Genomic DNA, 20,956 nt, shown 5'->3' on the forward strand with positions numbered 1-20,956 from the left:
CGCAGTCGTTGCAGGAGCGGCCTTGTGACGCGAAAGGGCCGCCGAGCGGCCCCGGAATTCCGGCATCACAGCGTCCAGACAAGCCAAAAGGAGAAAATTCCTACAGCGCTTTGGGACGCACCACGCTCCTCGAAGAATTGATTCCCCGATAGTGTTCATGTCTTCAGCCTAACTGGAAGACAAGGACCTCTTCATGCCCGGCCCATCTGCTGTTCATATTGGAAAACCCCAGGCCGCCAACGCTGCCCATGACGTAACCGAAAGCAGCCTGCATGCCATGCTCGATGTCCCGGAGGGCAGCGATTCACCTTATCCACCCGGCCAGGGCAGGCGCGCGGATCATGAGGGTTATCCGGCCGACCCGGACTTCCAGCTACGCGGCGGCTTCGCCAACCTGATGCTCGACGCGGCCAACCCGCTGTTCGGCCTGGTCATACGCCTGCGTACGCTGGATGACCTGCCCAACATCGAACATGTGCACAAGACCCTGCAGATTCAGGTCAGCACAATCCGCGAGGAAATACAGCAGCACGGTTATTCCTCTGTGCACCTCGAAGCCTATTCCTATGCCTTGTGCCTTTACCTGGACGAGGCCGTGATGAGTCGCCCCTGGGGGAACAATTCGTGCTGGAGCCACGAACCGCTGCTCAGCATCTTCCATGGCGAAACCCAGGGTGGCGAGAAGATCTTCGTGTTGCTGGAGCGGTTGATGCAGTCTCCGGAGGAGTTCCAGGATGTGCTGGAGTTCCTGTACTTCTGCTTTTGCCTGGGCCTGAAGGGCAAGTACGCCCTGGACCCGAAGTGCGATGAAATCATCAACGCCCTGATTTCGCGGATGCACAAGGTCATTCGTGCACTGCGCGGCCCCACGCCGGAATTCCCGGGCGACCCCTATACCAACGTGGTCCATCGCCCCCACCGCATGCGTCGTCGGGAATGGCCCTGGTGGAGCCCGTTGGTGATCTCCGCCATCGCCATGGTCTGCGCCTACTGCTACTACAGCTACCGCCTGAGCTTGATCACCGCCGAGGTGCTGGAGTCGCTCAACGGCATTTTGCAGCAGTAGCAAAGGGGATCCGCATGCCTAGCCAATCCGACTTGCGCTTCACCTTCCAGCCGCTGGCTGGCCAGATTGACTTCGAGGTGGTTTCGTTCGAACTCGACGAAATGATCAGCTCACCGTTCCAGCTGAAGCTGGAATTGATCAGTTTTGAAGACGAGGTCGACTTCGGCCAGTTGCTCGACCAACCAGTGCTGTTCACGATCTGGCGCGGTGAGCGCCCCCTGCGCTATGTGCACGGCCTGGTCAGCAGTTTCAGCCAGGGTGAGACGGGGTTCTATCGCACCCGTTACCGCGCATTGGTCGAGCCCGTGCTGGCCCGTGCCGGCTTACGTTCGAACTGGCGCATCTTCCAGCAGAAAACCGTGCCGCAGATTCTCGAATTGATGCTCAAGCGCCAGGGCATTGCCCGTTTCGAAATCAACAGCATGGGCGAGCATCAGGTGCGCGAGTTCTGCGTACAGGCCGGTGAAACGGACCTCGACTTCATCGCCCGCCTGGCGGGGGAAGAGGGTTTCGTCTATCGCTTCGAGCACACACCGAAACACCATCAGCTGGTCATCACCGACCGACTGCTGGCGCTGGGGCAGATCAGCCGAAGCGCGCTCAAGGCCGACGACGAGGATGAAGACTTCTTCGACGAAGACGACATCGGCCCCGGCCAGGTGCTGTACCGTGCCAACAGCGGTGGCGACCAGGCCAGGCCTTGCCTGCGCCGCCTGCGTTACAGCGAACAGGTACGCACTGCACGTCAGGTGCAGCGGGACTACACCTTCACCAACCCGCAGTACCGGCAGGAACACCGCGCAGGTGACAGTGGCATCACCCATCAGTCCCGGGACTATGAGCGCTTCGACTACCCCGGCCGCTACAAGCGCGATGCGGTCGGAGTGCCCTTTACCGCCACGCGCTTGACGGCCCTGCGCCATGACGCCCGTATTGCCGAAGTCGAGGGTGACGATGTACGCCTGCAACCGGGGCTGAGCTTTACCCTCATCGAACACCCGCGCAAAGACCTCAACGCCCATTGGCGTGTGATGCGTGTACATCACGAGGGCAGCCAGTTCACCAGCCTGCAAGAAGAAGCTGCCGGGGCCGAACAAGGAACGCGCTACTCGCAGGAAGCCGTGCTGGTGCCCGGCCGAATCGAATGGCGCCCGGCGCCGTTGCCCAAGCCACGCATCGACGGCCCGCACATGGCCACGGTCGTCGGGCCGCCCGGGGAAGAGATCTACTGCGACGAGTGGGGCCGGGTCAAGGTGAGCTTCCCCTGGGACCGGGAGAGCGAGAACAACGAGTTCAGCTCCTGCTGGGTGCGCGTGTCGCAAGGCTGGGCCGGTGGTAGCTGGGGTTCGATGGCCATCCCGCGCATTGGCCAGGACGTGATCGTCCAGTACGTCAACGCCGACCCCGACCAGCCGATGATCACCGGGCGTACCTATTGCGGCGACCAGCTGCCGCCGTACGACCTGCCCGAACACAAGACGCGCATGACCATCAAGAGCCAGACCCACAAGGGCGATGGCTTCAACGAGCTGCGCTTCGAGGACGAACTCGGCAAGGAAGAAGTGTTCATCCATGCCCAACGGGACCAGAACAATGTAGTCGGCAATGATGAGACCACGCGTGTGGGGCGTAATCGTGTCGAGCAGGTCGGCAATGATGAGCACTTGAATATCGGCAATGACTTCCGCCAGGAAACCGGGGGTGACCATACCCAGCTCATTGGGCAAACCTGCCACGTAGACATCAAGCAGGACCTGATCGAGAAGATAGGCAACGACCGTAGCGAATCAACAGGGGCCAATCACAGGGCCCTTGTCGGGAAAGACGCCGAGCTGGTCGTCAAAGGTACGCAAAAGGTCACCGTCGGGCAGGGCATGGAGCAACATACGACGATCTATCAGCTGCGCGCCAGTGAGCGCATCGAGTTCAGAACCGCGGGCGGCAGCATTGTGCTGGACGGGCAGGGCATCACTATCAACGGGCTGAAGCTCGAGCTGTTGGGGCAAACCAGCGCGGCTGCGTCAGGGGCTGGAAACAGCCAGCCACTTACGCTTGCGCCTGACGCCAGCAACAAGTGCGAGGCCAAGGCCTGATGCGCACTGACAACCTGGCGAGGCTCATCGAAAGCCATCATGGGGCGCACTTGTACTGCCATGTGCTGATAGATCCGCTTGCGACTGCTCACGATGGCGACCACGGCGTGCTTGCCCCGCTGCGCAATGCCCTGGGTGAGCAGGCATTGACCCGTGTGCACCGGGCCGACCTGGCCCATGCCCCCCAACTGCATCCCGTACTGGTCTGCCTGGCTTCGCCCGGCATGGTCCCCAGTCGCCGTCTGTTGGAACTGACCGCCCGAGCGGCGCAGAGGGCGTTGTTTCAGCAACGGCGTTACCTGTGTGGCTGGCTGTTCAGTGAGGCGCCTTCGGCCACTGTCGCGTCCCATCTCACGGCCTTGTGTCGGCTACCCGATTCCAATCGGGAATTTGGCTGCTACCCGGTCTACGAACCCGTCCGGCTGGAGTTGCTTGCGGCGACGTTCGAGCGGCTTGAACAAGGCCCATGGTGGCCGATCAGTGACTGGTTGTTCCTGAGTAGCGGTGGGAGGTTGGCAAGCCTGAAAGGGCAGAGCGGGCAGCGACACCCTTTGCCGACCCCTGCGCGGCGAATTCAGGATGACGTGGGGCTGATCGAACGTGTGCTGGCTACCTGGAGAGTGTTGCGGGCGGGTTCGCAGCACATCAATCAGTGTCAGATTCCACCGTTTGCTGCGGTGCGTGCTTCGAACCATATCGATGATGCACGCAGGTTGGGCCTGAGCGAGATGGAGGACATCGTGGCCTTCGCTCTCCATCACCTGTGCATTCACCCGAGGCTGCATACCGTACCTGCGGTGGGCGAAATGATCGATGCAGCGGCCAGAGGCCAGGCGCCTCTTGCCGCGTTGCTCGCCCGCTACTCCGAGGCGCAATGGCGCCAACTGATCGAATGCCTGCCGAAATCCGAGAATCGCTCATGACCATCAGCCAACGTATTGCCCTCGCGATCGCCGAAGCCGGGCTGCCGCACGACCAGTGCATGTTCTGCGAGCGCCAGGGCCTGCCGATCCTGCCGCTGCGCCGCGCCCTGGTGCCCGATACCCGCCCCGAGTGTGTCTCCACCGTGGCGGATAACCGGCATATCTCGACAAAGATCGGCTTGCGCACCTTGCGCAGGGGCTTCCTGTATGTGCTGCTCGACCAGCAGGTCTGGCATGCCTATGCCGTCAGCGAGCAAGGTCATCTGCGCCGCTTCAACCCTTACGAGCCGCCAGATGGCCCGCCTTCCCCGCTGCCCGAAAAATGCGTGAACGCAGATCACGACATTCCTTCGGCCTTTCTCAACCTCGATACCGGCAGGTACACCAGCGCCTGGCTGGCCTTCTCCAGCGATCCTTGGCCGGTGAGCGTTGCTGAACGCCTACAAGAGCGGCGCGTCGCCTGCGCATCGCTTCGAGGGCCTGGACCTGATTCAGGCCCGCAACAATCCCGAACTGTTAGGCATCGCCATGACGCCCGATAAGCTTGGGGTCGACCAGCAGGTGTTCGAGTACGCCCAGCATGGCTGTGCCCCCTTCGACAGTGCGCATGGTTTCCACAGCCGCTGGTTGCGCCGGTTCGCCCTGCGAGGGTATCTGGTCAATGCGATCAACCGGCACAAGCTGGAAAACGGCGTGCTGGCGGTGGTGCTCGACGACACTGTCGGGCTGATTCAGGAGTACAACCATCAGCGGCTGAACTGGGTACTGAAGCGTCAGGCCTGGCGTGAAGAACCGATGCGCGCCTATCAGCTGCAAACCTCGCAGATCCTGCAGATCATTCGCGCCACGCACAGGGAATGGGCGGCGCAGAAGGTGCCGTCGCTGGAACCGATGACGGGTGATGGGCCGCCGGTGTTCACCGCCCCGGCAGTCGAGCGGCAGCTGTTGGTCGAGCGTGCGCAGCAGGAGAGTGACGAGCGGCTTGAAGAGCGCTACCACGAACCGCAGCGGGCCGCGTTCCAGGCTGACTATGAGCAGCAGGAACGTGAGTTTCAGCGTTACATCGACAAGGACGCGCAGGCGTACGTTGCCTTGTTCGATACGCCCATGTTCAAGGTGGCCGAGGCGTACGACTACGACGGTAACGATCGTGAGTCCGGGGTGGCCTACGCCAAGACCATGGCCCTGTGCCTGGGCGGTGGGGTTACGGAAGCTGTCGTCCCCCGCCTTGAACCGCATGTTCCCGCTTCCGGCACCAGCGAACTGCTCTGGCTGAAATGGCTGCAGGACCCGGACAGCCCGCCCTACCGTGCCTTGCTGATACGCGACCAGGCACTGCTGGCCGGGCTGCTGCCCAGTTTCTCCGCCACAGAAGCGATCAGCTGGAACGACAGCGACAAGCTCTACGGCATGCTGAGCAAGATCATCGCCAGCGATGACGCCGGCTTGCGCACGCGCAATACCCTCAAACAGGCCATTGCTGAAACGCAGAGCGCACTCAATGCGGCCAGTCAGCGGCTGGCGCCATGTTTGTCACCTGGTATTCAGAAGGCTGTGCGGCATTTGAACAGTGCCACGCAGTTTCTCTACAACGGCGTCCATCTGATCGAGCTGGAAGTGAAGATGAAGCTGGGCGAGTACTACGCCTTGCAGAGCGCCCACCTCCGGGAGTTGCAGCATAAGGCCAACGCGTCGATCGCCGAGGCGCGGGACCGGATGCACCGCAATATCGATGACTTCGAGTTTGGCTCGATGAAGGCCATGCGCAAGGTGCGGCCGATCATCCAGCACGGGCTGATGAGCCTGGCCGTGCTCGATCCACGGTTCACCAATTCGATGATCAGCGTGACGGTGTGGGTCGAGGGCAAGGCCGAGGAAGTGCATGGGCGGTTGTTCAAGGAGGCCAGCATGGGCGTGACCCAGGCCAGCAGCGCGGCGGAGCTTGCCTTGGTGGATATCTCGGTGGCGGCGGGGACGTTGGAGACAAATGCGCGCAAGTTGTTTCAAGGGATGCAGATCACATCGCAGCAGGCTGCCAGGTTAGTACGGACCGGGTTCTCCGGTTTACGTGGTGTGGCAGGTAGTTGGGAGTTATTGCTGGCGATAGGCGGGTTGTATTTACAGCAGGACAGCCTGGGCAGGAATCAGGAAAAGGCGGAAACGGAGATTGGGCCCAAGGCGTTTGAGGCCAAATTGGCGTTGCAAGGATCGCAGTTGGGCCTGTTGGGAGGGCAAGTCGAACTGGTTGGGCTCATTTTGAGATCAAGTACCGGCCACATGGCTGAGTCATGGGCTAAAAGCACGTCCGGAGCTGGAGTGTCGCTGATAAGGCTCGGTGCAATGGTCAGTGCGATAGCTGGGATTTTTGACACGGTGCAAGCATTTTCTGCTGCTAAACGCGCACTGACAGCAGCGGATAGTAAGGCGGGAGCGCTTTATTATGGTGCAGGGTTCGTATATGGCATCTCCACTGGGGTATTTGCCTATGCAGTTATTAAGTCATTTGTATTAGGGCCTTTAGGTCTGGCTGTAGTGCTGGCGCTCACTGCCTACGCAATCAGCAAGTTGGCTGAGGGAAGCGAATCTACCGCACTAGAGCGCTGGGCACGACGCTGCTACTTTGGTAAGGCTGATGAAAAGCCAGCTGTGCATTGGGATGTTCCTGAGTATGCAGATATTGCATTTGCAGAGCTTAATGCGGCCACGCTAGGCGTGTATGTGGGGGTTCATTTCGAATCCAGGCGCTCAAGCGATCCGGCTGCCTCCAAGATAGGTGGCTTGGTCAGCTTGGAGCTAGAACATCAACTTAAGTTTCGAATTGAATTGCCTGGGTACAGTGATCAGAACTCGGCCTTTCGTTGGACTCTAGTAGTACATCGACAGGGTGACGGAACCTTCCCCGAATTTTTCGGCGGTGAGACTCTTATTGTTGATGAATATCAGGCCTTTCCAGTCAAGGATCTTGCTAAAGCTGTAAAACTCCCTGGCTTTTCTCAGCCAAGGTCGCCTGACTACAAAAGTGATTTTTTGGTGAATAAACAGCGACGATCGTGGGGCTTAGGTGGCTTGCATGTGTCCAGGTTGGAAATCACCGGAGCTGTGGAACTTATGCCGGGCGGTTGCAGAAGCTGAGTGCAACACGGTTATTGGATTGAAGTGGGCGCATCGTGCCGCATAGCCATGGCCTTTTGCATCACCTCACTCATCATTTCGATCGGACATTTGAAATCGAAGCGCTTACGGGGACGCATATTCAGTTGCAAGGCAATGGCGTCCAGCTCCTCCTGGCTATGTACCGACAGGTCTGTGCCCTTGGGCAAGTACTGGCGAATCAGGCCGTTGATGTTTTCGTTGCTGCCGCGCTGCCAGGGGCTGTGCGGGTCGCAGAAGTAAATTGCCACCCCGGTCTGCTGGGTGATTTCAGCATGCCGCGCCATTTCTCGGCCCTGGTCGTAGGTCATGCTCTTGCGCATCGCCAGCGGCATGCCATTGAGCGCTGCACTGAAGCCTTCCATCGCCGAGGTCGCCGTCGCGTCGTTCATCTTTACCAGCATCAGGTAGCCACTGGTTCGCTCCACCAGCGTGCCTACACACGAGGCGTTGGCCTTGCCCTTGATGAGGTCGCCTTCCCAATGCCCCGGCATCAGCCTGTCTTCAATCTCCGGCGGGCGCACATGAATACTGACCATCTCGGGGATCTGGCCGCGCCGATCCACGCCACCAGAGCGCGGTCGGCGCGTCGTCTTGCCTTGGCGCAGACAGATGATCAGCTCCTTACGCAGCTCACCCACTGGCAGGGCATAGATCGCGTTGTAGATCGTCTCGCGACAGACGTAGGCTTCTCTGAGGCTGGGAATGTTCATGCTGCGCAGCTTGCCGGCAATCTGCTCGGGAGACAAACGCTCGCGCAGCATATGGGCCACCAACTGGAAGCGCTCACTACTCGGCAAGAGCTTTCGTTTCGGTCGACAGCGTTGGCGGCGGGCCTGCATTTGCTGCTGGGCCAGGCGGGCCGAGTAGCCACCGCAAGCACCTCGGTTACGGCGCAGCTCACGGCTGATGGTCGAAGGGGATCGGTTGATCAAGCAGGCAATCCTGCGCAGGCTGAAGCCTTGGGTACGACCGATTTGAATGGTGGCGCGTTCTTCAACGCTGAGTTCGGAATAAGACATAGGGGCAGCACCGTACCGGAAAGGTCAGGTGTTGCACTCAGTTTTTGCCGCCGCCCCGACTATCGGGCTGCATAATATTAGAGCTGCGACACTTTTAGTGATGTATTGGCCAGATAGGAATGTGCCGAATGCCTATGTTGAGGTTTGTGCCAAGGAGGCTAATGAGTGAAAGCTAAGTTCAGGGCTCGGCGGGCTCTTTGTTGGAGTTATGATCTGCCTGATGTCAGCTCGCAGAAGGTTCCGCGTTTTAGTTTTGAGGATATAAATCCATCACCTAACTATCTAGATAAAGTGTACTTGGAGCTTCCTCGATCTACTGTCAGTTTGCGTGGTGTTGCGGTCCTGCTGGGCATTCCAGGGTTGATCGCGTCTTCTGGTGCGCTTATATATTTGTATTTGCTTATGCTGGATGTTAGTTGGTCGCGTGACTGGTATGTTGCTGTTATTATAGTGCTGGTGCCTCTGATTGGAATGTGGGCTGTTGCGTCCTTTGTAAAGATCGACCTAATGCTCCCAAGGGACGAACCAATCCGCTTCAATCGCCTGCGACGCAAAATTTATCTCTATCAATTCAGATTCCACTACATCTATCTGTTCAGCCGCAAACACTGGGGCGTTAAACCGGTCGCCTACAACTGGGACGACGTAACCGCCGAAGTCTACCGAGTCTACGCCCCCGGCCACGGTGGGCTGATCGAAAACGTCATGCTGTCGGTCCGCAACCCGGAAACCAACGAAGTCATCGACCGCGTCTTCTTCACCCACGACCTGTACCACGGTGAAGCCTACTGGGCCATCGCCCGGCTATTCATGCAGCAAGGCCCCGAAGCCCTGCCGAAGTTCGTACACCCACCCCGTGACTGGAACGATGACGATGGCCTGAGCCACATGCATTGCCTGGCACCCAAGGTTAATTGGCCAGAGGAGATAGACCGTGAATCTCGCACCGGGCCATCAGAAGGAGAGACCCAATGAATCCTGTCGTACTTGTAGGCCATCGACATGTCTGCCCGCTGCATGGCATCAACGAGGTAGAAAGCGGCAGTGCAACGTACATCTTCAACGGCAGGGCGGTTGCCAGGGTGGGGGATCGGACCACGTGCGGTGCCGTGATTGAGAGTGGAGCCGAGCATTTCCTGATTGAAGGCGCGGCCGTGGCGCGTAAAGGTGACCGGACGGATCACGGTGGTGTGCTGGAGGAGGGTGATGCTGGGTGGATGCTGGACTGATCAAATGTCTCTTGTACAAGATCGGGCCCACAGATCTCTGTGCGGCTTTGGCAGTGAACACCAGCGCAGCCGGATGGGTTTGCTATCTCGGTGTTGACACCGAGTGCGCCGCGCCACCATTATCCAGCCATATCCACGCAACGGGCTTGCCGGCATGTCCATTTCCAACCACGCCATTTTCGCTTCGGGCTTCATCGCCCAGGCAGGCGCGTGCGTTGCCGTTGCCAAGAAATCCAAGAAACAGCCGCTCATCTGACCGAGGCGCGCTGTCTCGTCAGGTGGGCTGACGAGACAGAAGGCGCCAGGTATCCCTGCCAGACCACTTCGACTCTCCGCTCTGCTGACGCTGACTTTCGGTCAACATCAGGAGTTTTTGCATGTCGAATTTCCGTGGTATCTGGATTGCCCTCGTCACGCCATTGCGCGCCAATGAAGTCGACTTCGCCGCCCTGGAAAAACTGGTGAAGAAGCTGCTCGAAGAGGGTGTGGCCGGTTTTGTGGTGTGCGGTACCACGGGCGAGGCGGCGGCGCTGTCCAAGGCCGAACAACTGGCCGTGCTGGATGCCGTGCTGGCCTGGGTGGAGCCGGGCAGGGTGGTGATGGGCTTGTCGGGCTACAACTTGCGCGAGTTGTTGGCCTTCCAGGCTGAAATCCAGCGGCGTGAGATTGGCGGGCTGCTGGTCCCTGCGCCGTGCTACATCCGGCCTTCGCAGGCCGGCATCGAAGCGTTCTTCAGCACCGTGGCGGATGCCGCCAGCGTACCGGTGATCGTCTACGACATTCCCTACCGCACCGGGGTACGTATCGAGCGTGAAACCCTGCGCCGCATCGTGCGCCACCCGCGCATCGCGGCGGTGAAGGACTGCGGCGGTGACAGCGAGACCACCATGGCCCTGATCCAGGACGGCCACGCCCAGGTGCTGGCCGGTGAGGACGTGCAGATCTTCAACAACCTGTGCCTGGGTGGCGCAGGGGCCATTTCTGCTTCGGCGCATGTACGCGCCGACCTGTACGTGCGCATGCTGCAGCAGGTCGGCCATGGCGACTGGGTAGCCGCGCGCGGCACGTTCTACCAATTGCTGCCTTGGATGAAGATGGCCTTTGCCGAGCCCAACCCGGCTGTGGTCAAGGCGGCCTTGCAGCTGCAGGGGCTGATGACCGACGAACTGCGAGAGCCCATGCAGGCGTGCACGGAGATGACCCGGGGCAAGCTGCGAAGCGTTGTGGATTCGCTCGGCGCTTGAGGGTGTACCTGCCGGGCTGTTGTTCTGTTGACGAATGCCCGGCCTTTTGAGCTGCGCTGGCGCGTTGAAAACAAATATCGCTCACTTGGCGCGTCCTTTGTAGGAGCAGCCTTGTGCTGCGAAGAGGCCCGTACTGACAATTCGTATCTGTTGCCTGTACCGGCCTCTTCGCAGCACAAGGCTGCTCCTACCGGGCCCCTGCTAAATTTTCACCTCAGGAGACCGACCTGGCCTCGCCAATCAGGATGTCTTCGAAAAACGCCCCGACCGGCTCGGTAGGGTGGCACAACTGGATCTCCAGCACCCACACCACTTCGCTCGGGACGATTTCCACCTCGGCCAGTTTGTCCTGCCCATACAGCACATGCGGGAAGTCGGCGATGCGATGCCCGGCCAGGTTGCGCTCCAGCTGCCAGCCTTTTACCTGGGCACTGCGCTCGGCGAAGTCGTACAGTTCGCGCCCGGTCAGGCCACGGCCCCAGGCCTGGCGGGTTTCGTCGAACACCTCATGCAGTGCCTTGACGCAGGCGTGGTGCAGCTCGTGCTGGCCGAACACGAAGGTGTCGCCATAGTCGCCCTCATAGCCATCCCATACCGGGCCGACGTCGACCACGACGATATCCGTAGTACGTAATACACGTTGCAGATCAATGCCTTGGCGCGGCGTGCGCACGGTGTCGTCGCCAAAGCGGATGTAGGTCGGGTGCCAGGTGTGCGATGCACCCATCGCCTGCAAGGTTTGCGCGGCCATCTCCAGCGCCTGGGCAGTGGTCATGCCGACTTTCAGCTGGTTCGCTATCGCAGCAACGGCCCGCACCGACTGCTCGCGGGCAGCGAGCATGCCGTCCAGCGAGTAGCGTGGGCCGACTTTTTCAAGCTCCGGGTGCAACGGGCTGGCTGTTGAAGCCTCTGGCGCCAGTGTGCCGCTGGCAACGAAAGCCTCCGCGACAAAACGATGGGCCTGCAGGCCTGCCGCGAGGCACTGCTCGCGAACCTGGCTGATCATCGCCGCATTGCCGCAGGCATAGACCTGGGTGTCGGCCCAGCGATGGGCCTGGGCCAGCGCTACCTGCTGCACCCGCGCCTGGTCCGATAGCACCGGGTACCAGCGAAAGTGAGCGTGTGCACGGCTGGCCTGATCGAGAAACTCACGGTCATAGAAGTCGGCGTCCGATCTGCCGCCCCAGTACAACGTGACCTCGGCATCACCTGCCAGGGCGGTCAGCAGCAATGGCTTGATGCCGGCGTAACCTGTGCCAGTGGCGAACAGCACCAGGGGCCGCTGGTCCTCGTGCTGCCAGGTGCAGGCACCCACCGGCCCTTCCAGCTTCAAGGTGTCACCTGCTTGCAGGGTTGGCAGCAGGCGTTCGGTAAACAGGCCGCCGCTTACCTTGCGGATGTGAAACACCAGTTTCCCCTGGTCCCGGTCGGGCAGGTTGGCGATGGAAAAACAGCGGCTATCGCCGTTGGCGAGCCGAATGCGTACGTACTGGCCAGCCCGTACCGCCAACGGCTGTGCAGGCTGCAGCACCAGTTCGATGATATCGGCGCTCAGTTCGCGTTTACCATGTACCTGCGCGTGGATTTCCAGTGTCTGGGTTTCCAGGGACCAGCCGGGGATTTCCAGGCGCATGTCGCTGCAGGCGTGGCTCTGGCACAGCAACATTTCGTCGTCGGCCAGGGGGTAGCAGGGCGCCGGCATGTCTGCCGTCCGCTGCTTGTCCCGATACTGCCCCGACACCACCTTGACCTTGCACGACCCGCAGGCGCCGCGGCGGCATGAGAAGGGCACCGGCAGGCCGCTGGCGAGCATGGCATCGAGCAGCAGCTCCTGGCTGGCGTCGAAGGTTTTGCCCGAGGGCGACAATTCAATGACGTGGCGGTTCTGCATGGGCATCTCGGGGCAAGTGGAGGTTCGATTGTTGCTATAGTCCAGGACCAGTAGAACCTCCAGTTTCGGTTAATTCACATGGTCCAGCTTCGCAAATGGCAGCCGCTGCTCAAGCTCGACGGGGCGCAGCCGCAGGCTTCGTACAGGCAGATCGTCGAGGGCCTGGTAGCCGCGATCTCCGAGGGCCGCCTGCGCCCCGGTACGCCGTTGCCCGGCACGCGGGAAATGGCGCAACTGCTGAACGTCAATCGCAAGACGGTGATCCTCGCCTACGAGGAAGCCGAGACCAAAGGCTGGCTGGAAAGCGTGCAGCGCCGTGGCACCTTCGTCAGTCGGCAGCTGGCGGCTGGCACCCTGGCCGAGCCCGATGCAGCGCAGCCTTTTGCCCTGGTGCTACAGGAGGAGCCTGCCGTTGCCTACTTCGCGGCCAACGAACAGGCTGCCGCGCAGCAGGATCGGCCGGGTGCGCTGTTCTTTGACAACGGCGCCTGTGACCACCGCCTGCTGCCGCAGACCGTTCTGCACCGCTATTACCGTAATGCCTTGCGCAACAGCTTTGCCGCCAACACCGTGCGCCATGGCAGCGCGTGCAGCAGCCACTCCCTGCGCAGCGCCTTGGCCGACATGCTGCGGCACAATCGCAGCCTGAACGTTGGCGCCGAGCATATCTGCCTGACCCAGGGCGTGCAGATGTCGCTGTACCTGGTGGCTAGCGTGCTGCTCAAGCCTGGTGACGTTGTGCTGGTCGAACGCCTGAGCTATCCGCCCGCGTGGGAGATCTTCCGCCAGCTGGGCGCCCGGCTGGTCACCGTGGACCTGGATGAGGAGGGCTGTCGGGTCGAGCAGATCGATGCACTGTGCCGGCTGCACCAGGTACGCATGCTGTACATCACACCCCATCACCAGTTCCCGACCACGGTCAGCCTGCCTGCCGGGCGCCGGCAGCAGTTGCTGGAACTGGCGCGGCAGCACGACTTCTGCGTGGTCGAGGAAGACTACGACCATGAATACCACTTTGCCGGGAGGCCTTACCTGCCGCTGGCCAGCGACCGTCAGCAGCGGCACGTGATCTACATTGGCTCATTGTCCAAGTCCCTGGGCAGTACGTTCCGTTGCAGTTTCATCGTGGCGCCGGCGGAGGTGGCTGCGGCGCTCGAACGCAGGGCGACGCTGACCCTGGGGCAGGGTGATGCGGTGATGCAGCAGATGCTGGCGGACTTGATCAATGATGGCGAACTGAAGAAGCACTTGCGTCGGGTCACCCGGGAGTATCGCCGACGTCGAGAGACCCTGTTGGTTTGCTTGCGCGATGCCTTTGGCGAGCAGGTAACCGTGCGCGAGCCGGAAGGTGGGCTGGCGCTGTGGGTGAGGTTTGCTGACGAGATCAATGTGGATCAGTTGGTTGGCAAGGCGTTGGAGTTGGACCTGGTGGTACGCAGTGGCCGGCAGTTTTCGCCGTTTGGTCATGCGGAAAATGCCTTGCGCCTCGGGTTTGCCTCGCTGGACATGGATGAAATCCGGCTGGCTACACAACGTTTGGCGCAGGCGGCGAAGGCGATTGCAACATCGGTCCAGCGCAATCCCTGTGGGCGATCACCCAGCCCTTTGGGCTGCGCTGTCGAGTAGAGAACTGAATTCGCAAGCGGTCCGCGTACCCTGTGGGAGCGGCTTTAGCCGCGAAGATCCCAACGCGGTGCATGGCACCGGCTGCGCCGGTGTTCGCGGCTAAAGCCGCTCCCACAGGGGCCCTGCTAATGCAATGAGTTATGGGTAGTTCCATGAGAGCTGACTTGCCGGTGCCATCCACCGCGTTACCTGATCAAGCTTGAGCGGGCTATTTGCGCTGCCACACTCCGCCTTGTTCGCTGACCACCCAGGGCTTGTCCGCGGCATCGATAACCACTCCACCCACCCAGCGCTGCGCAGGGTTGTGGTCAAGCCAATGCGCCTGCCCCGCCAGCACCTGCTCGGCAAGTGCGGTCAGCCGCAACGGCCGTTGCGCCCAAGACTCGCCCGGGCCTTCCAGCAGCAGCGGGTGCGGTGCATGGATCAGGGGCTGCAGCAAAACATGGAACATCATGTCACCCAGGTAAGGCAGCGGTTCATCCTGCATCATCAACTGGGCAAACACACGTCCGGCCGGCAGCTCGCCGCGTGAGGCCAGAATGCGCAACAGCAGGCGTTCGGTGAGGCTCAAGCCGTCGTTCGCCCCCGGCAGTTCCTGAAGTTGCCGCGCAAGGGCCCGGCCCAGCAACGGCAAGGCCGTATGCTGGAGGCCCGCCAGGGCAGCCCAGGCCCTTGGGTCAGGCGCGGTATAGGCTGCCCATGTCTGGCGGGCCAGGGCCAGCACGTCCTCACCCAGCGCGCGACGTTGTGGCCATAGCCAGGCGAGCAAGTCCGGGGCCAGCTGGCCGATACCGATGAAGCGCTCGACGCCAGGTACCTGGGTGATTTCGATCAGCTCCAAGCGGCGCGGCAGGCTGGGCAGGCTGGCGAGTACGCGGATCAGGAACAGCTGGTCGTAAGCGTCACCCTCGCACCACAGCACGATCTTGCTGTCGCTGTTCAAGCCGGCCAGGGCGGTGCGCTGTGCCGCTTGGCGTTGCTCAACGTCCTGGATGCTCAGGTTGAACGCCTGCTGTATGTAAGCGGCCCGAACCTGCCAATACTGCTCCTCGGGCAGTGCGCAGACCGGCCCCATGACCATGGGGTCCTCGAACATCTGGAAGGCACCGGCAAAACCGGCCGTGCGCAAGCTGTGGGCGATGTCGTTGCCGCAGCGCCAATGCTGCACGGCTGCCTCGTCATCGGCGGTGAAGCCAGGGTGGCGTGCCGCAAAAGCGACGGCATCGGCATGGGCCTTGAGCTTGGGCCAACTGGCAAAACCGGCCTCGCGGGCCACCAGCCATTGGGTATCGGCAAGCCGGTAGTCAGGGCCAGGCAGGCCGAGTGCGCGTAGCTGCTCGCGGGTGTCGTCGGCCTTGTGGTTTTTCAGGGCGGTGAGCAAGCGTTTGGCGCGTTTGCGCAAGGCGGGCAGGTCGAGCAGGCCGTGGTGGCGGGATGCATTGATGGCGGGCATGCCAACTCCTTTGGGGCTCGGTCCGCCGACAAGCCGGGAGCTGGTATGGGAATGTGATGATGCTTGGCTCGGGAAACCCCTTGGCGCGGACCGCAGGCGCAGCCAGCGCCCTGGCGCCGACTTTACCGGGTAATGCGCGTGGGTGCAAAGAAGGTCGATGGTGGCCTGACGCGCAGCGTCCGATCGCCGTCAATGCGCAGCCGTCGGCAGCATGCCCGAGCCCTGGGCCTTGTGCGCGGCTTCTATCAGCTGCAGGTTGCGGCTGCGCAGGGCGTGATTGTTGCCAACACGCAGGTTGGAGCGAAGCGCCAGGGTTTCGGCCTGTTCATACTGCCCTTGCTGAAGGCGCAAAACGCCAAGGTAGTGCAGCGTTGCCGGGTTGTTCGGTTGAATGTGCAGCGCACGCTCCAGCGTGGCCGCCGCCTGGTCCAGCTGGCCGTCGGCATACTGTTGCGAGGCGGTTTCGATCAGCACCGTCGAGGCATTGTTGCTGCGTGTGGGCGCGTAGCGTTCGCCGGCCAGTGCGCCCTGTGCCGTGATTGCGCTGAACAACAGGAGCAGGGCTGACAGAACAGGTGTGCTGGGCATCGGCGGAAGACTCGGCAGGGCTTGGGCGGGCCAGGTTGGAGGGCGAGGGGATGCTATCGACCGAATTGGAGCGTTGAAGTTCCCGCCTGGTCTGCTTGTTGCCCGTCGCCCGGTCTGTGCCTCGACAACATCTGTTCGGTTACCGCCCATAACCGCACTCCGGCGCCTCAAGCCTGGGGCAATGCCTCCGATAGCAGCACACCCACCGTCGAATCATCGACCAGAAGTGGTGCCAACAAGGAGTACTGCCCCCATGCTTGCCAACCTGAAGATCCGCACCGGAATGTTCTGGGTGCTGTCGCTGTTCAGCGTGACCCTGCTGTTTTCCACCGTCAGTGCCTGGCGGGCGGCGGTGGGCAGCGACCAGCAGATCACCGAACTGGACCAGACCGCGCACCAGTCGGACCGGTTGAACAATGCGTTGCTGATGGCGATTCGCGCCAGTGCCAATGTGTCCTCGGGCTTCATCGAGCAGCTGGGTGGTCATGAGGAAAGCGCCAACAAGCGCATGGCGCTGTCGGTCGAGCTGAACGACAAGAGCCAGAAGCTGGTGGACGAGTTTGTCGAAAACGCCCGCGAGCCTGCGCTGCACGCACTGGCAACGGCACTGCAGGCCACCTACGGCGAGTATTCCAAGGCGGTCGCCGGGCAGCGTGAGGCAACCCGTCAACGTTCACTCGAGCAGTATTTCAAGGTCAACACCGACGCCGGCAACGCCATGGGCCGGCTGCAGGCGCTGCGCCAGCAACTGGTCGGCGCATTGAGTGAGCGCGGTCAGCAGATCATGCTGGAATCCGACCGGCGCCTGGCGCGCGCCCAACTGCTGAGCCTGGGGCTGCTAGGCGTGACGTTGGTGTTGGCGGTGCTGTGCTGGGCCTTTATTGCCCAGCGCGTGCTGCACCCGCTGCGTGAAGCTGGCCGGCACTTCCAGCGCATTGCCGGCGGCGACCTGAGCGTGCCGGTGCAGGGGCAGGGCAGTAACGAGATCGGCCAGCTGTTCCATGAACTTGAGCGCATGCAGCAGAGCCAGCGCGACACTCTGGGGCAGATCAGCAACTGTGCCAGGCAGCTGGACGCAGCCGCCACGGCGCTGAATACGGTCACCGAGGAAAGCGCCAACAACCTGCGCCAGCAGGGCCTGGAGCTGGAGCAGGCCGCTACCGCCGTTACCGAAATGACCACGGCTGTCGAGGAGGTTGCGCGCAATGCCATCACCACCTCGCAGACCACCAGCGAATCCAACCAGCTGGCGGCGCAAAGCCGCCGGCAAGTCAACGACAACATCGACGGCACCGAGGCCATGACTCGGGAGATCCAGGCCAGCAGCGCACACCTGGAGCAACTGGTCGGGCAGGTGCGGGACATCGGCAAGGTGCTGGAAGTGATTCGCTCGGTGTCCGAGCAAACCAACCTGCTGGCGCTCAATGCCGCCATCGAGGCCGCCCGTGCGGGCGAGGCCGGGCGCGGCTTTGCGGTGGTGGCTGATGAAGTGCGTACGCTGGCTTACCGCACGCAGCAGTCGACCCAGGAAATCGAGCAGATGATCGGGCGCGTGCAGGCGGGTACCGAAGCGGCCATGACCTCGATGCAGGCCAGTACCAGTCGTGCCCAGTCGACGCTGGACGTGACACTGGCCTCGGGGCAGGTGCTTGAGGGTATCTACAGTGCGATCGGCGAGATCAACGAGCGTAACCTGGTGATTGCCAGTGCAGCCGAAGAGCAGGCCCAGGTGGCGCGAGAGGTGGACCGCAACCTGCTGAACATTCGCGAGCTGTCGACATCCTCGGCAGCAGGGGCGCAGCAGACCAGTGAGGCGAGCAAGGCGTTGTCGGGGTTGGTGGGGGAGATGGCGGCGTTGGTGGCGCGGTTCAGGGTTTGAGGTCTGGCGGGCACCAGACTGTGGCAGTGGGCGCGCCCGCGAACACCGGCGTAGCCGGTGCCTTCCACCGCGTCGCCTGCTTCGCGGGTAAACCCGCACACAGGGGCACCACCAGCTGAAGGAATGCGCCATACCTGTGGGAGCGGGCGCGCCCGCGAACACCGGCGCAGCCGGTGCCATCCACGGCGTCGCCTGCTTCGCGGGCATGCCCGCTCCCACAGGGACCCCACCAGCTGAAGGAATGCGCCATACCTGTGGGAGCGTGCGCGCCCGCGAACACCGGCGCAGCCGGTGCCATCCACGGCGTCGCCTGCTTCGCGGGTATGCCCGCTCCCACAGGGACCCCACCAGCTGAAGGAATGCGCCGTACCTGTAGGAGCGGGTTTACCCGCGAACACCGGCGCAGCCGGTGCCATCAACCGCATCGCCCGGTTCGAGCGCACGCCATGTGTGCTTTCAGTTATCGATCGTGCTTCGAAGAGGAGCGCCCGGCCTTGTTGTGTTCCTTGGAATGGGCAATGCCGGACCGGGTAGTGCCACGGCCGTTGTCATCATTGCGCAGGCTTCCATAGTGATTGCCGCTCTCGCCATGGTTGCGGGTGGCCTTGCCTGCATGATCACTCTCGTAGCCGGCGCCATTACCGTTGAACCCACCTTTGCCACCGCCATTGCCATTACCTTTGGCATATGCGGAACCAATCGGCGAGACATCGGCAGGCAACAATGCAGTTGCGCCGAGCGCCAGGGCACAGGTAAAGACGGCTACCAGGGTTTTTTTCATGTTTGTTCGCCTCCAAAAGGCGCAGGGGAGGAAATTTGAGTGCGGATACGACATAAGGTTGCCTTTTAAGTTCCGCAGTGCGCAGCCTTTCGACGAAGCGGCTGCCAGGCCCTTTCAGTACCTGGCAGCCTCAAGCTTCATGACTGTTCAGATTTCGACCTGGGTGCCAAGCTCGATCACCCGGTTCAGCGGCAGCTTGAAGTACTTCAGGTTGCTGTTGGCATTCTTCAGCAGGAAGGCAAAAAGGTGCTCACGCCAGCGGGCCATGCCCATCTGCCTGCCTGCAATGACCGTCTCCCGGCTGAGGAAATAAGTGGTGCGCATGGGGCCGAACTCAAGGTCCGCACGCTGACAGCGGCTTAACGCCAACGGCACGTCGGGCTCCTCCATGAAGCCGAAATGCAGGCTCACGCGGAAGAAACCGTCACCAAACTCCTCGACCTCAAAGCGCTTGCCAGCGTTGACCCGTGGCTCGTCCTCGAACACGACGGTCAACAGCACCACCTGTTCATGCAGTACCTGGTTATGCAGCAGGTTGTGCAGCAAGGCGTGAGGCACCGCCTCGGGCCTGGCGGACAGGAATACGGCAGTACCGCCCACGCGGTGAGGCGGCTGGGCCTTGAGGCTGGTAATGAACAGGTCCAGCGGCAGCGAACTTTCGTCCAGCCGCTCGACGATCATCCGTCGCCCGCGCTTCCAGGTAGTCATCAGGGTGAACAGTGCAAGGCCGGCAATCACCGGAAATGCACCGCCCTGGAGGATCTTCGGCGCATTGGCGGCGAAATACAGGCTGTCGACCAGCAGGAATGCCAGCAGCATCGGCACCGCCAGCCAGCGTGGTGCCTTCCACAGCAACAGCACCACTGCCGAAGCCAGCAGTGTGGTGATCAGCATGGTCCCGGTCACGGCTACGCCATAGGCTGCCGCAAGTGCCCCGGACGACTCGAAGCCGACCACCAGCAGCACCACGCCAACCATCAGTGCCCAGTTCACCATGCCGATGTAGATCTGCCCCTGTTCCTCGCTGGAGGTGTGCTGGATGAACATGCGCGGTACGTAACCCAGCTGGATGGCCTGGCGCGTCAGCGAGAACGCACCGGAAATCACGGCCTGGGACGCGATGATGGTGGCCAGCGTGGCCAGCCCGACCATGGGCAGCAGGGCCCATTCGGGCGCCAGCAGGTAAAACGGGTTGCGCACTGCCTGCGGGTCGCCGAGGATCAGCGCGCCCTGGCCGAAGTAGTTCAGTACCAGGCCGGGCAGCACCAGCAGGAACCAGGCCCGGGCGATGGGTTTGCGGCCGAAGTGCCCCATATCGGCGTAGAGCGCTTCGGCGCCGGTCAGCGCCAGCACCACTGCGCCCAGGATCGCAACCCCCATGCCCGGGTGCAGCACGAAGAACTTCACCGCCCAGAGCGGGTTGAGTGCCTGCAGCACCTCCGGGCGCTGGACGATGCCGTGCAGGCCCAGTGCACCCAGCACGACGAACCACAGCACCATGATCGGCCCGAAGAGGATGCCGATGCGCGCGGTGCCATGCTTCTGGATCAGGAACAGGGCCACCAGCACCACCACCGACAGTGGCACGACCCAATGCTCGATACCGTCGAAGGCCAGTTGCAGGCCCTCGACGGCCGATAGAACGGAAATCGCCGGCGTGATCATGCTGTCGCCGTAGAACAGCGCGGCGCCGAACAAGCCGAGCAGCACCAGTATCCTGCCCAGGCGCTGGTAGGGCGCCGCCGCCCGATGCGCCAGGGCGGTCAGGGCCATGATGCCGCCTTCGCCCTGGTTGTCGGCACGCAGGATGAACAGTACGTACTTGAGCGATACCACCCAGAGCAACGACCAGAAAACCAGCGACAGCACTCCGAGTACGCCAGCGGTGTTGGCCTGTACGCCATAGTGCCCGGCGAACACCTCCTTGAGGGTGTACAGCGGGCTGGTGCCGATGTCGCCATACACCACGCCGACAGCGGCGACGAGCATGCCGACAGGGTTGGACTTGGCG

At 61.9% G+C, this 20,956-nt stretch carries 15 protein-coding genes and 1 pseudogene; 10 read left to right on the forward strand and 6 right to left on the reverse strand.

Features of this window, described 5'->3' with window-relative positions:
- The first annotated feature begins 193 nt into the window (after positions 1 to 193).
- The 4 genes and pseudogenes from icmH to ACK56M_RS11630 form a co-directional block, all read left to right on the forward strand.
- Positions 194 to 1,066: a type IVB secretion system protein IcmH/DotU gene (gene icmH / locus ACK56M_RS11615; RefSeq protein ID WP_015270006.1), complete on the forward strand. Its 873-nt coding sequence runs from the start codon at positions 194 to 196 to the stop codon at positions 1,064 to 1,066.
- Between the two features lie 14 nt (positions 1,067 to 1,080).
- On the forward strand, positions 1,081 to 3,159 hold the full coding sequence (locus tag ACK56M_RS11620; RefSeq protein ID WP_411959478.1) for a type VI secretion system Vgr family protein: 2,079 nt from the start codon (positions 1,081 to 1,083) through the stop codon (positions 3,157 to 3,159).
- On the forward strand, positions 3,159 to 4,082 hold the full coding sequence (locus ACK56M_RS11625; RefSeq protein WP_015270008.1) for a hypothetical protein: 924 nt from the start codon (positions 3,159 to 3,161) through the stop codon (positions 4,080 to 4,082). Before ACK56M_RS11620 ends, ACK56M_RS11625 begins: the two co-directional genes overlap by 1 nt.
- Positions 4,079 to 7,196: pseudogene (locus ACK56M_RS11630) on the forward strand (T6SS effector BTH_I2691 family protein); the annotation flags it as partial. The gene ACK56M_RS11625 and the pseudogene ACK56M_RS11630, both read left to right, overlap by 4 nt.
- A gap of 29 nt (positions 7,197 to 7,225) precedes the next feature.
- Here the strand turns inward: ACK56M_RS11630 and ACK56M_RS11635 are convergent.
- The gene (locus ACK56M_RS11635) at positions 7,226 to 8,254 is read right to left on the reverse strand and encodes an IS30 family transposase (protein ID WP_188258425.1); all 1,029 of its coding nucleotides are present in this window, start codon (positions 8,252 to 8,254) and stop codon (positions 7,226 to 7,228) included.
- 165 nt (positions 8,255 to 8,419) lie between these two features.
- Here ACK56M_RS11635 and ACK56M_RS11640 point away from each other — a divergent pair, with 165 nt between their 5' ends.
- From ACK56M_RS11640 to dapA, 4 genes are all read left to right on the forward strand, one after another.
- Entirely contained in the window at positions 8,420 to 9,229 is an 810-nt protein-coding gene (locus tag ACK56M_RS11640; protein WP_224765925.1) for a DUF6708 domain-containing protein, read from the forward strand.
- Entirely contained in the window at positions 9,226 to 9,483 is a 258-nt protein-coding gene (locus tag ACK56M_RS11645; RefSeq protein ID WP_015270011.1) for a PAAR domain-containing protein, read from the forward strand. Before ACK56M_RS11640 ends, ACK56M_RS11645 begins: the two co-directional genes overlap by 4 nt.
- A 103-nt stretch (positions 9,484 to 9,586) precedes the next feature.
- Positions 9,587 to 9,739, forward strand: a complete 153-nt coding sequence (locus ACK56M_RS11650) for a hypothetical protein (RefSeq protein ID WP_023661540.1) — start codon at positions 9,587 to 9,589, stop codon at positions 9,737 to 9,739.
- 121 nt (positions 9,740 to 9,860) lie between these two features.
- Positions 9,861 to 10,727, forward strand: coding sequence for a 4-hydroxy-tetrahydrodipicolinate synthase (gene dapA, locus ACK56M_RS11655; RefSeq protein ID WP_054572901.1), 867 nt, complete (start codon positions 9,861 to 9,863; stop codon positions 10,725 to 10,727).
- Positions 10,728 to 10,941: 214 nt separating this feature from the next.
- On the opposite strand, the gene ACK56M_RS11660 is transcribed toward dapA, so the two are convergent.
- Positions 10,942 to 12,618: an NAD(P)H dependent flavin oxidoreductase family protein gene (locus ACK56M_RS11660; RefSeq protein WP_191472840.1), complete on the reverse strand. Its 1,677-nt coding sequence runs from the start codon at positions 12,616 to 12,618 to the stop codon at positions 10,942 to 10,944.
- Between the two features lie 78 nt (positions 12,619 to 12,696).
- Here ACK56M_RS11660 and ACK56M_RS11665 point away from each other — a divergent pair, with 78 nt between their 5' ends.
- The gene (locus ACK56M_RS11665; protein WP_015270014.1) at positions 12,697 to 14,244 is read left to right on the forward strand and encodes a PLP-dependent aminotransferase family protein; all 1,548 of its coding nucleotides are present in this window, start codon (positions 12,697 to 12,699) and stop codon (positions 14,242 to 14,244) included.
- Between the two features lie 208 nt (positions 14,245 to 14,452).
- On the opposite strand, the gene ACK56M_RS11670 is transcribed toward ACK56M_RS11665, so the two are convergent.
- Positions 14,453 to 15,697, reverse strand: a complete 1,245-nt coding sequence (locus tag ACK56M_RS11670; protein ID WP_015270015.1) for a DUF1835 domain-containing protein — start codon at positions 15,695 to 15,697, stop codon at positions 14,453 to 14,455.
- A 189-nt stretch (positions 15,698 to 15,886) separates the two neighbouring features.
- Positions 15,887 to 16,285 carry a tetratricopeptide repeat protein gene (locus ACK56M_RS11675; protein ID WP_024086815.1) on the reverse strand — a complete coding sequence of 133 codons (399 nt, stop codon included), beginning with the start codon at positions 16,283 to 16,285 and terminating at the stop codon, positions 15,887 to 15,889.
- A gap of 253 nt (positions 16,286 to 16,538) precedes the next feature.
- Between ACK56M_RS11675 and ACK56M_RS11680 the strand changes: the two genes are divergently transcribed.
- On the forward strand, positions 16,539 to 18,164 hold the full coding sequence (locus ACK56M_RS11680) for a methyl-accepting chemotaxis protein (RefSeq protein WP_054572897.1): 1,626 nt from the start codon (positions 16,539 to 16,541) through the stop codon (positions 18,162 to 18,164).
- Positions 18,165 to 18,624: 460 nt separating this feature from the next.
- Here the strand turns inward: ACK56M_RS11680 and ACK56M_RS11685 are convergent, their stop codons facing one another.
- Positions 18,625 to 18,945, reverse strand: a complete 321-nt coding sequence (locus ACK56M_RS11685) for a hypothetical protein (RefSeq protein ID WP_015270018.1) — start codon at positions 18,943 to 18,945, stop codon at positions 18,625 to 18,627.
- Between the two features lie 147 nt (positions 18,946 to 19,092).
- Positions 19,093 to 20,934 carry a potassium transporter Kup gene (locus ACK56M_RS11690; protein ID WP_080604860.1) on the reverse strand — a complete coding sequence of 614 codons (1,842 nt, stop codon included), beginning with the start codon at positions 20,932 to 20,934 and terminating at the stop codon, positions 19,093 to 19,095.
- Between the last annotated feature and the right edge of the window lie 22 nt (positions 20,935 to 20,956).

It is taken from the genome of Pseudomonas sp. s4, from assembly GCF_046764235.1.
GTDB classification, from domain to species: domain Bacteria; phylum Pseudomonadota; class Gammaproteobacteria; order Pseudomonadales; family Pseudomonadaceae; genus Aquipseudomonas; species Aquipseudomonas asiatica.